14 protein-coding genes are annotated in these 14,461 nt (G+C 64.5%); 11 read left to right on the top strand and 3 right to left on the bottom strand.

Translation table 11 applies throughout. The annotated features are described in order from the left end of the window. Nucleotides 1–71 precede the first annotated feature (71 nt). From sufB to ABIG06_RS29715, 7 genes are all read left to right on the top strand, one after another. Nucleotides 72–1,568 (top strand): Fe-S cluster assembly protein SufB, encoded by a 1,497-nt coding sequence (gene sufB, locus ABIG06_RS29685; protein WP_124162644.1) that lies wholly within the window; start codon nt 72–74, stop codon nt 1,566–1,568. A 62-nt stretch (nt 1,569–1,630) separates the two neighbouring features. Continuing rightward, nucleotides 1,631–2,380: a Fe-S cluster assembly ATPase SufC gene (gene sufC / locus ABIG06_RS29690; RefSeq protein ID WP_124162645.1), complete on the top strand. Its 750-nt coding sequence runs from the start codon at nt 1,631–1,633 to the stop codon at nt 2,378–2,380. Nucleotides 2,381–2,392: 12 nt separating this feature from the next. Continuing rightward, on the top strand, nt 2,393–3,697 hold the full coding sequence (gene sufD / locus ABIG06_RS29695) for a Fe-S cluster assembly protein SufD (protein ID WP_370139576.1): 1,305 nt from the start codon (nt 2,393–2,395) through the stop codon (nt 3,695–3,697). Continuing rightward, complete coding sequence (locus ABIG06_RS29700; RefSeq protein WP_124162647.1) at nt 3,694–4,941, top strand: cysteine desulfurase; 1,248 nt, start codon at nt 3,694–3,696, stop codon at nt 4,939–4,941. The genes sufD and ABIG06_RS29700 overlap by 4 nt, the downstream gene beginning before the upstream one ends. Continuing rightward, entirely contained in the window at nt 4,938–5,309 is a 372-nt protein-coding gene (locus ABIG06_RS29705) for an SUF system Fe-S cluster assembly protein (RefSeq protein WP_124162648.1), read from the top strand. Before ABIG06_RS29700 ends, ABIG06_RS29705 begins: the two co-directional genes overlap by 4 nt. Before the next feature lie 108 nt (nt 5,310–5,417). Then, nucleotides 5,418–5,759 carry a HesB/IscA family protein gene (locus tag ABIG06_RS29710; protein WP_025036042.1) on the top strand — a complete coding sequence of 114 codons (342 nt, stop codon included), beginning with the start codon at nt 5,418–5,420 and terminating at the stop codon, nt 5,757–5,759. 162 nt (nt 5,760–5,921) lie between these two features. Then, a complete protein-coding gene (locus ABIG06_RS29715) occupies nt 5,922–6,383 on the top strand; it encodes a TfoX/Sxy family protein (protein ID WP_370139577.1) in 462 nt (153 codons plus the stop codon). 49 nt (nt 6,384–6,432) lie between these two features. Here the strand turns inward: ABIG06_RS29715 and ABIG06_RS29720 are convergent, their stop codons facing one another. The 3 genes from ABIG06_RS29720 to ABIG06_RS29730 form a co-directional block, all read right to left on the bottom strand. Next, nucleotides 6,433–7,500, bottom strand: a complete 1,068-nt coding sequence (locus tag ABIG06_RS29720) for a GGDEF domain-containing protein (protein ID WP_124162650.1) — start codon at nt 7,498–7,500, stop codon at nt 6,433–6,435. A gap of 167 nt (nt 7,501–7,667) precedes the next feature. Then, nucleotides 7,668–9,164 carry a DEAD/DEAH box helicase gene (locus ABIG06_RS29725; RefSeq protein WP_424578459.1) on the bottom strand — a complete coding sequence of 499 codons (1,497 nt, stop codon included), beginning with the start codon at nt 9,162–9,164 and terminating at the stop codon, nt 7,668–7,670. A gap of 299 nt (nt 9,165–9,463) precedes the next feature. Next, entirely contained in the window at nt 9,464–10,423 is a 960-nt protein-coding gene (locus ABIG06_RS29730) for an AraC family transcriptional regulator (RefSeq protein ID WP_370139578.1), read from the bottom strand. Nucleotides 10,424–10,613: 190 nt separating this feature from the next. On the opposite strand from ABIG06_RS29730, the gene ABIG06_RS29735 reads away from it, so the two are divergent. From ABIG06_RS29735 to ABIG06_RS29750, 4 genes are all read left to right on the top strand, one after another. Beyond that, nucleotides 10,614–12,128, top strand: coding sequence for a caspase family protein (locus ABIG06_RS29735; RefSeq protein WP_370139579.1), 1,515 nt, complete (start codon nt 10,614–10,616; stop codon nt 12,126–12,128). A 91-nt stretch (nt 12,129–12,219) separates the two neighbouring features. Next, a complete protein-coding gene (locus tag ABIG06_RS29740) occupies nt 12,220–12,435 on the top strand; it encodes a hypothetical protein (protein WP_124162653.1) in 216 nt (71 codons plus the stop codon). Nucleotides 12,436–12,513: 78 nt separating this feature from the next. Beyond that, the gene (locus ABIG06_RS29745; RefSeq protein ID WP_370139580.1) at nt 12,514–12,918 is read left to right on the top strand and encodes a hypothetical protein; all 405 of its coding nucleotides are present in this window, start codon (nt 12,514–12,516) and stop codon (nt 12,916–12,918) included. A gap of 175 nt (nt 12,919–13,093) precedes the next feature. Further along, the gene (locus ABIG06_RS29750) at nt 13,094–14,341 is read left to right on the top strand and encodes an FAD-dependent oxidoreductase (protein ID WP_370139581.1); all 1,248 of its coding nucleotides are present in this window, start codon (nt 13,094–13,096) and stop codon (nt 14,339–14,341) included. The last annotated feature ends 120 nt before the right edge of the window (nt 14,342–14,461 follow it).

The raw sequence follows: 14,461 nt of genomic DNA on the forward strand, positions 1-14,461 counted from the left end.
GCAGAGAAATATCGTAATACTCGACCGAGTTTGATCCACCGCGGTCCTTGAAACCGCGAGCGGAGGATGGAATGCCAGCCGTACAAGAGACGGTCGAGCGCGTGAAGCGCATCGACGTCGACCAGTATCGTTATGGGTTTGAGACCCTGATCGAGTCCGACAAGGCCCCCAAAGGTCTGTCGGAAGAAACCGTCAAGTTTATCTCCGAGAAGAAGAACGAGCCCGCCTGGATGCTCCAGTGGCGGCTCGAGGCCTATCGGCGCTGGCTGACCATGACGGAGCCGACCTGGGCCCGGGTCGATTATCCCAAGATCGACTTCCAGGACCTCTATTATTACGCGGCGCCGAAGCCGAAGAAGACGGTGTCCTCGCTCGACGAGATCGATCCGGAGATCCTGAAGACCTACGAGAAGCTCGGCATCCCCTTGCGGGAGGTCGCGATGCTCGAAGGCGTCGAGCCCAAGGTCGGCGAGGAAGATCCGGCGCGCCGCAAGATCGCGGTCGATGCCGTCTTCGATTCGGTCTCGGTCGCGACCACCTTCAAGGCGGAGTTGAAGAAGGCCGGCGTGATCTTCATGCCGATCTCGGAGGCGATCCGCGAGCATCCCGAGCTGGTGCAGAAATATCTGGGATCGGTGGTTCCGACCTCGGACAATTTCTACGCGACCTTGAACTCGGCGGTGTTTTCCGACGGCTCGTTCGTCTACGTGCCGCCCGGCGTGCGCTGCCCGATGGAGCTGTCGACCTATTTCCGCATCAACGAGCGCAACACCGGCCAGTTCGAGCGCACGCTGATCATCGCCGACAAGGGCTCCTACGTTTCCTATCTCGAAGGCTGCACCGCGCCGCAGCGCGACGAGAACCAGCTGCACGCCGCCGTGGTCGAGCTCGTCGCGCTCGACGACGCCGAGATCAAGTATTCGACGGTGCAGAACTGGTATCCCGGCAATTCGGAAGGCAAGGGCGGCATCTACAATTTCGTCACCAAGCGTGGTGACTGCCGCGGCGCCAATTCCAAGATCTCCTGGACCCAGGTCGAGACGGGATCGGCGATCACCTGGAAATATCCGAGCTGCATCCTGCGCGGCGACAATTCCCGCGGCGAGTTCTACTCGATCGCGATCTCGAACGGCTTCCAGCAGGTCGATAGCGGCACCAAGATGATCCATCTCGGCAAGAACACGTCGAGCCGGATCATCTCCAAGGGCATTGCCGCCGGCAAGTCGCAGAACACCTATCGCGGCCTCGTCACCGCGCACCGCAAGGCGACCGGGGCGCGCAACTTCACGGCCTGCGACTCCCTGCTGATCGGCGACAAATGCGGCGCGCACACCGTGCCGTATATCGAAGCCAAGAACTCCTCGGCAACGTTCGAGCACGAGGCAACGACGTCGAAGATCTCCGAAGACGTGCTGTTCTACTGCATCCAGCGCGGGCTCAGCCAGGAAGAGGCGGTCGGCCTCGTCGTCAACGGCTTCGTCAAGGACGTGCTGCAGCAGCTGCCGATGGAATTCGCAGTCGAAGCGCAGAAGCTGATCTCGATTTCGCTCGAAGGGTCGGTCGGCTGACCGCCGACCCTCGAGGCGCGCACCTCGCGCTCCAACATCAATTGAATAGACTGGATACCAAGATGGCTTTGCTTGAAGTGAAAGACCTCAAGGTTCGTGTCGAGGAGCGTGAGATCCTCCATGGGCTGACGCTGACCGTGAACGAGGGCGAGGTGCACGCGATCATGGGGCCGAACGGCTCCGGCAAGTCGACGCTCTCGCACGTCATCGCCGGCAAGCCCGGCTACGAGGTCACCGACGGTCAGATATTGTTCAAGGGCGAGGATCTCCTGGAGATGGAGCCGGACGAGCGCGCCGCGAAGGGCGTGTTCCTGGCGTTCCAGTATCCGGTCGAGATTCCCGGCGTTGCCACCATGAACTTCCTGCGCACCGCGCTCAACGCGCAGCGCAAGGCGCGCGGCGAGAGCGAATATTCGACGCCTGACTTCCTCAAGAAGGTCCGCGAAGTCTCGAAGTCGCTGAACATTCCGCAGGACATGCTCAAGCGAGGCGTCAATGTCGGATTCTCCGGCGGCGAGAAGAAGCGCAACGAGGTGCTGCAGATGGCGCTGTTCGAGCCGAGCCTGTGCATCCTCGACGAGATGGATTCCGGCCTCGACATCGACGCGCTGCGCATCGCGGCCGACGGCGTCAACGCGCTGCGTTCGCCCAAGCGTGCGATGGTCGTCATCACCCATTATCAGCGGCTGCTGAACTACATCGTGCCCGACGTCGTGCACGTGATGTCGAGAGGCCGCGTCGTGAAGAGCGGTGGCAAGGAGCTGGCGCTGGAGCTGGAAGCGTCCGGCTACGCCCAGTTCGAGGCCGCGTAAGGATTGGTTGCAATGAACGTTGCTGTGGCAAAGACCGGAAGCGGCCGCGCGGTGAGCGATCTCTTCGCCAGCGCAGAAGGCCGTTTGCCGGGATCGCCCGATGTGATCGCGGCGCGCCGCGAGGCGTTCGAGAGCTATGAGCGTCTCGGCCTGCCGCATCGCCGGATCGAGGAATGGAAATATACCGACCTGCGTGCGCTCGTGGGCGAAGTGCTGCCGCTGGCAGCCGCCCCCGATGCCGCCGCGTCGAAGCGCGCGGCGGAGGCGGTGAAGGCGCATGCGATCGCGGGCGCCTGCAAGCTGGTGCTGGTCGACGGCGTGTTCGCGGCCGACCTGTCCGACGTGAAGGCGCTGGTCGCCGAGGCAAGCTTCAAGACGCTGCGTGAGACGCTGGAGAAAGATGCCGGTCTGCTGAAGACCGCGAGCACCGATGCGGTGATCGCGCTGAACGCCGCCCTGGCGACCGACGGCGTCGTGCTGTCGATTGCGGATGGCGCGCAACTGTCCGCGCCGATTCAGATCATCCACGTCGCGACCGCCGCGTCGACCTCGGCGTACACCCGTTCGCAGGTTGTGGTCGGGAAGGGCGCTCGCGTCAACATCGTCGAGACTTTTGTCGCGGCGGAAGCCGAGGCCTACCAGGTCAACGACGCCGTCATCGTCTCGGTCGGCGACAACGCCGATGTTGCGCATGTCCGCCTGATGGATGACGCGCCCGACGCAGTGAACATCACCTCGCAGTTCGTCACCATCGGCGCCAACGTGAAGTTCAACTTCTTCAACATGACCACGGGCGCCGCGGTGAGCCGCCTGCAAGGCTTCATCACGCTGGCGGGCGAGGGCAGCGAGCTCTCGGTCAACGGCGTGAACCTCCTCAAGAAGACCGAGCATGGCGACACCACGCTGGTGGTCGACCATGCCGTGCCGAACTGCGTCAGCCGCGAGATCTTCCGCGCCGTGATCGACGACCGCGCTCATTCGGTGTTTCAGGGCCGCATCATCGTCCGTCCCGACGCGCAGAAGACCGACGGCAAGATGATGACCCGCGCGCTGCTGCTCTCGGACGAGGCCGAGGCGGACAACAAGCCCGAGCTCGAGATCTTTGCCGACGACGTCTCCTGCGGCCACGGCGCCACCGCCGGCGCGCTGGACGACAGCCTGCTGTTCTATCTCAAGGCGCGCGGCCTGCCGGAAAAGCAGGCCCAGGCACTGCTGATCCAGGCCTTCGTGGGCGAGGCGATCGAGCAGATCGCCGACGACAGTTTGCGCGAGCATGTGATCGGCATCGCCGAGCGCTGGCTGGAGCGGCGGTCATGAGCACGCATCCAGCAGTCAAGAACGGCGCCTATGACGTCGCGCGCGTGCGCCAGGATTTCCCGGCGCTCGCGATGCAGGTCTACGGCAAGAAGCTGGTCTATCTCGACAACGCCGCGTCCGCGCAGAAGCCGCAGTCGGTGCTCGACCGCATGACGCAGGCCTATACATCCGAATACGCCAACGTGCATCGCGGCCTGCACTACCTCGCCAATGCGGCGACCGAAGCCTACGAGGGCGGCCGCACCAAGGTCGCGCAGTTCATCAACGCTGGGCGACCTGAAGAAGTGATCTTCACCCGCAACGCGACCGAGGCGATCAACCTGGTCGCGTCGTCCTGGGGTGGTCCGAACATCAAAGAAGGCGACGAGATCGTCCTCTCGATCATGGAGCACCACTCCAACATCGTGCCGTGGCACTTCCTCAGGGAACGCCAGGGTGCCGTGATCAAATGGGCGCCGGTCGACGACGAGGGCAATTTCCTCGTCGACGAGTTCGAGAAGCTGCTGACGGCCAAGACCAAGCTGGTCGCGATCACGCAGATGTCGAACGCGCTCGGCACCATCGTGCCGGTCAAGGAGGTCGTGAGGATCGCGCATGCGCGCGGCATTCCGGTGCTGGTCGACGGCAGCCAGGGCGCGGTGCATCTGCCGGTCGACGTCCAGGATCTCGGCTGCGACTTCTACGTCTTCACCGGCCACAAGGTCTATGGCCCCACCGGCATCGGCGTGCTCTGGGCCAAGTACGACCACCTCGTCGCGATGCGCCCCTACAACGGCGGCGGCGAGATGATCCGTGAAGTTTCGCGCGACATCGTCACCTACGGCGACCCGCCGCACAAGTTCGAGGCGGGCACCCCACCCATCGTCGAGGCCGTCGGCCTTGGTGCCGCGATCGACTATGTCAATTCGATCGGCAAGGAGCGCATCGCCGCGCACGAGCACGATCTCACCACCTATGCGCAGGAACGTCTGCGCGAGATCAACTCGCTGCGGCTGATCGGCACGGCGCGGGGCAAGGGCCCGGTGATCTCCTTCGAGCTCAAGGGCGCGCACGCCCATGACGTCGCCACCGTGATCGACCGCCAGGGCATCGCGGTGCGCGCCGGCACCCATTGCGTCATGCCTCTTTTAGAGCGGTTCAACGTCACGGCCACCTGCCGCGCCTCGTTCGGCATGTATAATACGCGGGAAGAAGTCGATCATCTGGCACAGGCGCTGCTGAAGGCGCGGGATTTGTTCGCATGAGTGACACGGCCGAAATCAAAACCAATCCGATGGAGACCCATTCGGCATTGCCGCCGGAGGAGACCGAGCGGCTGACCCGCGAGATCATCGCTGGGCTCAAGACCGTGTTCGACCCGGAAATCCCGGCCGACATCTACGAGCTCGGCCTGATCTACAAGGTCGAGATCAAGGACGATCGCTCCGTGGACGTGCAGATGACGCTGACGACGCCGAACTGTCCGGCCGCCGGCGAGCTGCCGACCATGGTCGAGAACGCGGTCGCCAGCGTGCCAGGCGTCGGCGTCGTCGACGTCAAGGTCGTCTGGGAGCCGCCGTGGTCGCCGGAACGCATGAGCGACGAGGCGCGTCTCGTGCTCAACATGTGGTGACGCTACCATCGGCATTGAATTCGCTCCGCAACGGACCACATAAATAACATGACCCATGCGATACCAGCATCCTCCACTCCGAAGCCGCGGCGGCCGCGCCCGCAGGTGATGCGGCTGACGGATGCCGCTGCCCAGCGTATCACCGAGCTGACCCAGCGCGCCGATTCGGAGATCGTGGGCCTGCGCGTCGGTGTGAAGAACGGCGGCTGCGCCGGCCAGTCCTACACGGTTGAATACGCCCACGAGATCCGGCCGACCGACGAGGTGGTCGAGGACAAGGGCGTCAAGATCCTGGTCGATCCCAAGGCCGTGCTGTTCCTGCTCGGTACCGAGATGGACTACAAGGCCGACAAGATGCAGGCCCAGTTCGTCTTCAACAATCCCAACCAGATCTCCGCCTGCGGCTGCGGCGAATCGGTCGAGCTGCGGCCGGCCAAGATCGACGGGTAATTTCGGCCTACGCCCTCATGTCCCGGACGCGCTGCAGCGCGTTTGCGCTGCTGCGCAGAGCAGGGACCCACGCTATAGTCACCGGTGCAAGACGGCTGGGCCCCGGCTCTGCGGCGCACCGCTACGCGCTTCGCTGCGTCCGGGGCACGAGAGAGCGTGTGCATGGACCGCGAATTCCTGATCGATCTGTTCGCCGATTTCGGCCCCGTCACCATCCGCAAGATGTTCTCGGGCTACGGCATCTCCGCCGACGGCGTCAATTTTGCGCTCTCCTTGCGCGCAGGTTTGTTCTTCCGCGCCGACGAGACGACGATCCCGGACTTCGAAGCGGAAGGCTCAAGGCCGTTCCAGTACCAGACGCGCGCCAAGACCGTGATGGTCAACTCCTACTGGGAGCTTCCCGCGCGCCTGTTCGACGATTCCACGGAGCTTGCACAATGGGCGAGGGCCGCGCTCGCCGCCGCCCAGCGCGCCAAGGTGAAGAAGCGGCCGAAGGCGAAGAAGGCGGCGGCGAAGAAGACGAAGCCGGAGAAGCCCGTTGCGAAGAAGCGACCGGCCAGGAAGACCGCCAAGAAGGCGTTTGGCGCGGTGGGCAAAGCAAAGCGTGCCCGCCGTTCAAGATAGAGATGGTGGGCACGGCACTTTGCCCGCCCTACAAAGAGCCGGTGAAAACCTACGCCACCCGGCTGTGCGTCTCGACCGCGTATTCCGGATCGGCTTCGCAGATGACGCGGTTGCGACCGTTGCGCTTGGCGGCGTAGAGGCAGGCATCCGCACGCTCGATCAGCGAGTCGGTGTCGTCGCCCTCCTTGAGCATGGAGACGCCGACGGAGATGGTGACGCGGCCGAGGATCTCGCCGGTCGATTTCTTCTTCAATTCCTTCGCCATCACGGCGCGGCGGATGTGGTCGGCTACCGTGAGAGCCTGGCGCAGCGCGGTGTTGGGCAGTACGACCGCGAATTCCTCCCCGCCATAGCGGGCGGTGATATCCTGGCCCTTGATGGTCTGCTTCATCGAAAGGCCGACGAGCCGCAGCACCTGGTCGCCGGTGAGATGGCCGTAGGAATCGTTGAACGACTTGAAATGATCGATGTCGAACAGCAGCAGCGACAACGGCTCGCCCGAGGCGAGGGCGCTCTGCACGGCCATGCCGATCATGCGGTCGAAATATTTGCGGTTGCCGAGGCCGGTGAGCGGATCGGTCAGGCTCTCGGCGCGGATCGCTTCCAGGCTCTGCTGGAGATTGCTGATCTCGTTCTTGGACAGCGTGAGCCGGTCTTCCAGCGCCTTGTTGGTCTCGCGCATCTCGCTGGTCGAGCGCAGCAGGGCTTCGACTATCGCCTTGATCTGGTCGCGGTCCTTGGCCGACGACAGTTGCTCGGTCGCGCCCGACAGGCTGGCATCGTAGGCGCTGGTCATGCCGAGCGCGTCGCCCAAGACGTTCATCACGTCGTCGATCTCGCCGATGACGCGCGCGCCAACCTTGTCGATGCGGTCGGTGGTCTTGATGTGGGAGAGATAGGTCTCGTAGATCTGCTCGAGATCGGCTTCAGTCAGCTTGCCGCTGCGCGCCAGCGTCTCGTTGATGATCTTGTTGAGCGGTGCGTTGTAGCCGGTGGCGTAGACGTACCAGATCTCGTAATTGCGGGGAATGGCCGTCTGTCTGAGCGATCGGATCTGACCGAGCGCCACCTCGGCGAACGCCAGCGTGCGTTCGTGTTCGTCGAGTACCTTGATCACTGAACATCCCCACAACGGCCGACGCGCCATCGACCGCAGCAATCCTTAAATTATGTTCGTAGGCTAACGGACGATCGTGAACGCCCCGTAAATATACGTTCATGGGGGGGCATCCAAAAAATTGCAGATCGAGGGTTTTCAACCGAAATCTGGAGCGCCGGCGCGCTTCAGGCCCCGGCGGGGGAGCGCACCGGCCGCAGCAGAAACGCCGGCAGATGCGAGTGATCGCCCGGCTCGCTGTCGATCTCGCGCTGGCGGCGCGGCTCGGGACGGCCGATCGAGGGCACATGCGACGAATTCGCTTGCGGGCGCGCACCATGGCGCGGCTCGGATGATTGCCTGGCTTCGCGCGGAGGCCGTGCCTCGCGGGCGGGCCTTGCCTCGGGAGCCGGCCGCGCCTCGCGCGGCTCGTGGCCACGTTCCCGGTCATGACCGCGCCGCTCGCCGCGCTGCGGCTTGCCGCGTCCTCCGCGTGAACGTTCACGGCCGCGCTGCTCGCGCGGACGCTCGCTCGCATCGATAGCCTCGGCCGAGACTTCGAAATCGCCTTCGGCGCGCGGAATGCTCTGGCCGATCAGCTTTTCGATCGCTGCCATCGACTTCTGGTCGAGTGGTGTCACGATCGAGATCGCGGTCCCGGTGCGGCCGGCGCGGCCGGTGCGGCCGATACGATGAACGTAGTCGTCGGCGTGATGGGGAACGTCGAAATTGAAGACGTGGCTGACCTCGGGGATATCAAGGCCGCGGGCGGCGACGTCGGAGGCGACGAGCAGCGGCAGCTCACCCTTGCGGAACTGTTCGAGCGCCGCCGTGCGGGCCGACTGGTCCATGTCGCCGTGCAGCGCACCGACGCTGAAGCCGTGCTTCTGAAGCGACTTGTGAACGATGGCGACCTCGCGCTTGCGATTGCAGAAGATGATCGCGTTCTTGAGGTCCTTGGCCTCGCGCAGCAGGCGGCGAAGCAGCTCGCGCTTCTCGTGCGCCTCGCGTCCGGCAGGCACCTGGGCTTGCGTGACGGTGACCGCGGTGGTGGCGGGCCTGGAGACCTCGACCTTCTGCGGATTGTGCAGGAAGGCTTCGGTGATGCGCCGGATTTCCGGCGGCATGGTCGCGGTGAAGAACAGGGTTTGCCGCGTGAACGGGACGAGCTTGCAGATGCGCTCGATGTCGGGAATGAAGCCCATATCCAGCATGCGGTCGGCTTCGTCGATGACGAGCAATTCGACACCGGTGAGCAGCAGGCCGCCGCGCTCGGTGTGGTCGAGCAGGCGACCGGGGGTTGCGATCAGCACGTCGACGCCGCGCATCAGCTTGGCATCCTGGTCGCCGAAGGAGACGCCGCCGATCAGCAGGGCGACGTTCAGCTTCTGGCCGGCGCCGTAGCGGTCGAAGTTTTCCTTCACCTGGGCCGCGAGCTCTCTGGTCGGCTCGAGGATCAGCGTGCGCGGCATGCGCGCCCGGGCTCTGCCCTTCTCGAGGATGGTGAGCATCGGCAGCACGAAGGCTGCCGTCTTGCCGGTGCCGGTCTGGGCGATGCCGAGCACGTCCTTGCGTGCGAGGACGTGAGGGATCGCCTGTTCCTGGATGGGGGTGGGGTTGGTGTAACCGGTAGCCGCCACTGCGGCGAGGACTTTTTCGGACAGTCCGAGATTTGAAAAGGACATTGAGCCTCTGGTCGAAACCGCCGTTCGGAATCGAGGGTAATAAGGCTGTCGCGTTCCACCCCGAAACGGCGCGCTCTCGAAGAAGCTGGGGGTGCTGACTCACGCGAACAAAGCGCAAGGCTCAGGAATCGCTCGTCGATCTGAGCCGCGTCGCCTCGGAACATAGGGGGGAATTGGCCAAAGTCAATGGAGCGGGCGCGGGAAGGCCCTAAAAAACCAGAGCTTTTTGCCCAAATCGCGGGCGTGACTCGGATTTTTCGCCCAGCCCGTCAGCACGGCCGGATCCGCCAATAGGTCGGCTAACGCCCATCCACCCCCTTGGCCCGGAAGTCGCCCGGCGCCATCCCATAAGCCGCGTTGAAGACCCGGTAATAGGTCGCAAGGCTCTCGAAACCGCAGGAGGTCGCGATGTCGGCGATCAGCAGATCCGGCGCTTCGCGCATCAGGCGGCGGCTCCGTTTCAGCCGCTCGTCCGTCACGGTCTGCGAGAAGCTCCTCTCTGCCGTCTCAAACAGCATGTGCAGGTGACGCACGGACACGCCGAGCAGGTCGGCCACCATGGTCGGCGCCAGATCGGGGTTTTGCAGGTGGCGGGCGATCAGGCGGCGGGCCTGCGAAAGGCGGGCGGTTCGCAGCGCGGCCTGGCCGCGCCGGCTGCCGCGCTCGATCAGCGCCAGATGGGCCAAAGCTTGAACCAAGGAGGTCTGGACGACAGGGGGTGAATCGGCGGCATCATCCGCGGCGGCCTCGCCGAGATCGGCAAAGCAGGCAGCGAGCAGGGGCGCCAGGGCCGGATCGTCGAACGTCCGGGGCGCAAGCTCGCGCACGCGTCTGTCCTGCGTCGGGATGTTGCTCACGGGAATCTTCAGGATCCGCAGATGGAAGCCCCCGGCGCCCAGCGGTGCGGTGCGGTAAGGCAGGTCGGTATGGCTGGTGGCGAAGCTGCCATTGGCAATCGAGAAGTCGCTTGCGCGCATGCCGCCGAACCAGCCACCGCCGCCGAGCTGCTGATAGACGCAGATTGCGTCACCCGGGGCGTCGGCGATGTCGGACGTGCTGCGCTCGACCGCGTAGGCCGAGGCCCTCAGCTCGACGAGGCCAGCGCCGCCAAGCTGGCGCAGCGAGAATTCGCCGAAGAAGTCCGTTCGGCGCTCGCGCTCGAGCTCGGCAGTAACGCCGAACAATCCCTTGGCGCGCACTTCGCGCCAATACTCGAAGCGGTCGTGTGGCTCCACCTCGTCCGTACACCAGCGAAACACGGCCGCCCCTCGTTTCCGGCGAAATCGTTCAAGAAGAAGCAGATTCCAATGCAATCTGCCATAGCCCAGATCGTGGATTCGGAGCCCCTTGAACCGTCGTTGCCGCTGGGCCGACTATCACACAGCGGCGGGGGATCCCATGAACTGCTAGGAACCGGCGTAGGGCCGTTCTGCAACGGGATATTTTGCGATGAGGCGTCGGCTTTTCGGAATTCTGGCGGCCCTTGGCCTCGCGGCGAGCCTGAGCGGCTTCGCAGCGCCCGCCCAGGCCGAGAAGCGCGTCGCGCTCGTCGTCGGCAATAACGATTACAGGAACGTCCCGAAACTGCTCAAGGCGGTCAACGACGCTCGCACCATGGGGGACACGCTCAAGCAGCTCGGCTTCTCTGTCATGGTTGCCGAGAACCAGAGCCGGCAGCAATTCTCCGAGACGCTGCTCGCCTTCGACAAGGCGATCGAGCCCGGCGACACCGCGTTTTTCTTCTATGCCGGCCACGGTTTCGAGATCGCAGGTCAGAACTATCTGCTGCCGACCGACGTGCCGGCCGCGACGGAAGGCCAGGAAGAGCTGGTGCGTGACGCCTCGATTCTCGCCGACCGCATCGTCGAGCGCCTGCAGAACAAGAAGGCGCGCACCTCGATCCTGGTGTTCGACGCTTGCCGCAACAATCCGTTCGAGCGCAAGGGCACGCGCGCAGTCGCCGGGGGCGGCGGGCTCGCGCCGATGACGCAGCTGCCCGAAGGCGTGTTCTCGGTGTTCTCGGCGGGGCCCCGGCAGACCGCGCTCGATCGCCTGTCTAACGACGATAGCAATCCCAATTCGGTGTTCACGCGCACCTTCGCCAAGGAGCTGCTCAAGCCCGGCGAGAACCTCGTGCAGGTGGCGCAGCGCACCCGCCGTGCCGTCAGCGAGCTGGCTGACACCGTGAAGCACAGGCAGGTCCCGGTTTACTTCGACCAGATGGTGGACGACGTCTTCCTCAGCGGCCTCGCCAAGGATGCCGTCGCGCGTTCCGACGACCCGCCGCCGCAGAAGCTCGCGGCGCTGCCGCCGGTCGCAGTGCCGCAGATCCCCAAGGAGGAGACCCTCAACGCGCCGATCGCAAGCTTCTCGCGGCACAATGGCGGCTGGAGCGTGACGTTCTCTTTCGCCGACCCGACGCTCGGCATTTCCTGGCGCGTGGCCGGCAAGAGCGATTTCCGCGAGACCGGATTCATCGACACGCTCGATCCGCGCACGCGCAAGCGGATGCCGAACCCGTCGATCGAGCTGCCGCCTGACGCGCAGGCCGGCACCATCGAGGTCCGCTATGTCGATCAGTCCGGCGAGATGCAGGGGCCGTTCCCGATCAGGTTCGATCCCGAGGCCGCGCTGATCCGCGACCAGCGCAAGATCCTCGACATGACCGCGACGAGTTGGCTGTCGTTTCGCGAGTTCAACGGGCTGCTGGTCTATTACACGCATCTCGTGTCCTACCGCTGCGCCATCCGCGAGGTGCGCATCGGCATCGACACCGCCGTGCCGAACCAGGTGCTGAAGATGCCACCTTGCGACATGCGCGACCCCAGCGCGATCACCGCCGGCATGCCGCTCTATATGAAGCTCGCGCCCAGCACGCAGTCCGTCTCGGTGGAACTGACCTATCGCGACGGCAGCGTCTCGGAGATCAAGAGTTTTCGCAGCGCGAACCGCAGCGATCATTGATGCGCCGTTCAGCCGCCGGATCGACGGGATCGGCTGACGGAGCAGACGGCTTAAATCGGGACAGGCAAAGGTGGAAGTGCTAGAGCCGGGGATGACAAAATTCATCATCGTCGTGCTCCTTACGACGCTTCCGGTTCTGGCCCAAACGACGCCTGTTCCCACGGCGCCGCCACTCACTGACCGCGAACGCGTCCAGGCGGACCGCGCGAGGGCCGCCGAGGACGAGAAGGTCGCTCCGATCTCGCGCCCCTGGGATCGCGACGCCGACGGCAAGCGCCCATGGGAACGGAAATCGTCGAAGCCCTGAGGCAAGCGAACGTCGATTCCCGCGCAAGGAACAACCTGTTGGTCACCTGGATTGTCTGTCAAACCAGGGAGACGATCCATGATCCGCAAGTCCATTATCGTAACGATCGCTTGTGCTGCACTGTCGACGGCCGGCTTTGCGCAAGGGGGAGGTGGTGGTGGAGGCGGCGGTGGTTCGGGTGGCGGTGCCGGCGGCGCCAGCGCGGGATCTGCGGCCAGCTCGGGCGCTGGAACGGGCACGTCATCCAGCAGCGCCAATTCGGGACCGTCGGCTCCCTCCGGAATGGGGACGCATGGCACCACGACGGGAGCGAACGTCAATACCAACAACCGCCTGAACAATCCGAACGTTCAGCCTCCGACCGCGAACGGTAAGACCCCCGCGGCGGCGCAAGCCGAGCGAAACTCGGGCGTCGGTCATGCGCCCAATGGGTTGCCGATCGGCAGTCCGGGCACCGGGACCAGCAACGAGGACCAGAAATAGTCATCCCTTTTTCGGGCAAAGGCCCGCGCTCTGCGGGCCTTCTGGTCGGGGATTTGGCGCTGCTGCGAACCAGCCGCGGCGGCTATGGCTGCAAATTGAACTGCGTTCGGCCTGAATCGCGCTAGTATCGTCAGGGATATGTTGATCGATACTCGCATCGCGGATCGCAGCGGCAATGACATCCGACAAACAGCCAAACCAGACCATGAAGGTCCGCTGCTGCATCGTCGGCGGCGGGCCGGCGGGCATGATGCTCGGCTATCTGCTGGGGCGGGCCGGCCTTGACGTGGTCGTGCTGGAGAAGCATGCGGATTTCTTCCGCGACTTCCGCGGCGACACCGTGCATCCCTCGACGCTTCAGGTGATGGACGAGCTCGGCCTGATCGATGGCTTCCTGAAGCTGCCGCATCAGCGCCTGCAGAAGATGGACGGGCTGTTCGGCGGCACACCGGTGCGCATTGCCGATCTCAGCCGGCTCCACACCAAATACCCCTTCATCGCCTTCATGCCGCAATGGGACTTCCTGAATTTCCTGCGCGTGGCCGGCCGGCGCTTCACCTCGCTCAAGGTGATGATGAGCACGGAGGCGGTTGATCTGATCCGCCGCGGCGAGACGGTCGCCGGGGTGCGGGCGAAGACGCCTGACGGCATCATCGACATCGAGGCCGATCTCACCATTGCCTGCGACGGCCGGCATTCGACGGTGCGCGAGCGCGCCGGACTCGAGGTCGAGGAGATCGGCGCGCCGATGGACGTGCTCTGGTTCCGCGCCGGCCGCAGACCCGACGAGACCGAGAACGTGTTCGCGCGGGTCGAGCCCGGCAAGATGATGATCACCTTCGACCGCGGCGACTATTGGCAGTGCGCCTATGTCATCGCCAAGGGACAGCACGAAGCGGTGAAGGCGAGGGGATTGCAGGCGTTGCTTGACGACGTCACGCGCATGGCGCCGATCCTTAGATCCGGCATCACTGATGTGAAGAGCTTTGACGATATCAAGCTGCTCACGGTCGCGATCAACCGGCTCGAGCGCTGGACGCAGCCGGGCCTGCTGTGCATCGGCGACGCCGCGCATGCGATGTCGCCGGTCGGCGGCGTCGGCGTCAATCTCGCCGTGCAGGACGCAGTCGCGACCGCCAATCTGTTGACGGACAAGCTTCAGCGCGGCTGCCCGTCCGAGAACGAGCTCGATGCTGTCAGGCGCCGACGCGAGTTTCCGGTGAAGATGACGCAAGCAATGCAGGTGATCGTGCAGAACAACATCATCAGCGGCGCCTTGCAGGGCGGCGATCGGCCGCTCAAAGTGCCGCTGGTCGTGCGTCTCGTCACCGCGCTGCCGTGGCTTCAGGGCATTCCGGCGCGCCTGCTTGCGCTCGGCGTGCGGCCCGAGCACGTGCATTCGAGGGCCGCACCGGGATACTAGCGTAGGACTTGGTAGGGATAAGACCGTGCTGAATCGCGCGCGGCGCGTTGCACGTCTGCAACAGCGCCGACGCATTCTCGTGCCGATGCGAGCAGGTCCGCCACGTTAACCGTGTTGATT

The sequence above is a fragment of the Bradyrhizobium sp. USDA 326 genome (assembly GCF_049739485.1).
Classification (GTDB): Bacteria; Pseudomonadota; Alphaproteobacteria; order Rhizobiales; family Xanthobacteraceae; genus Bradyrhizobium.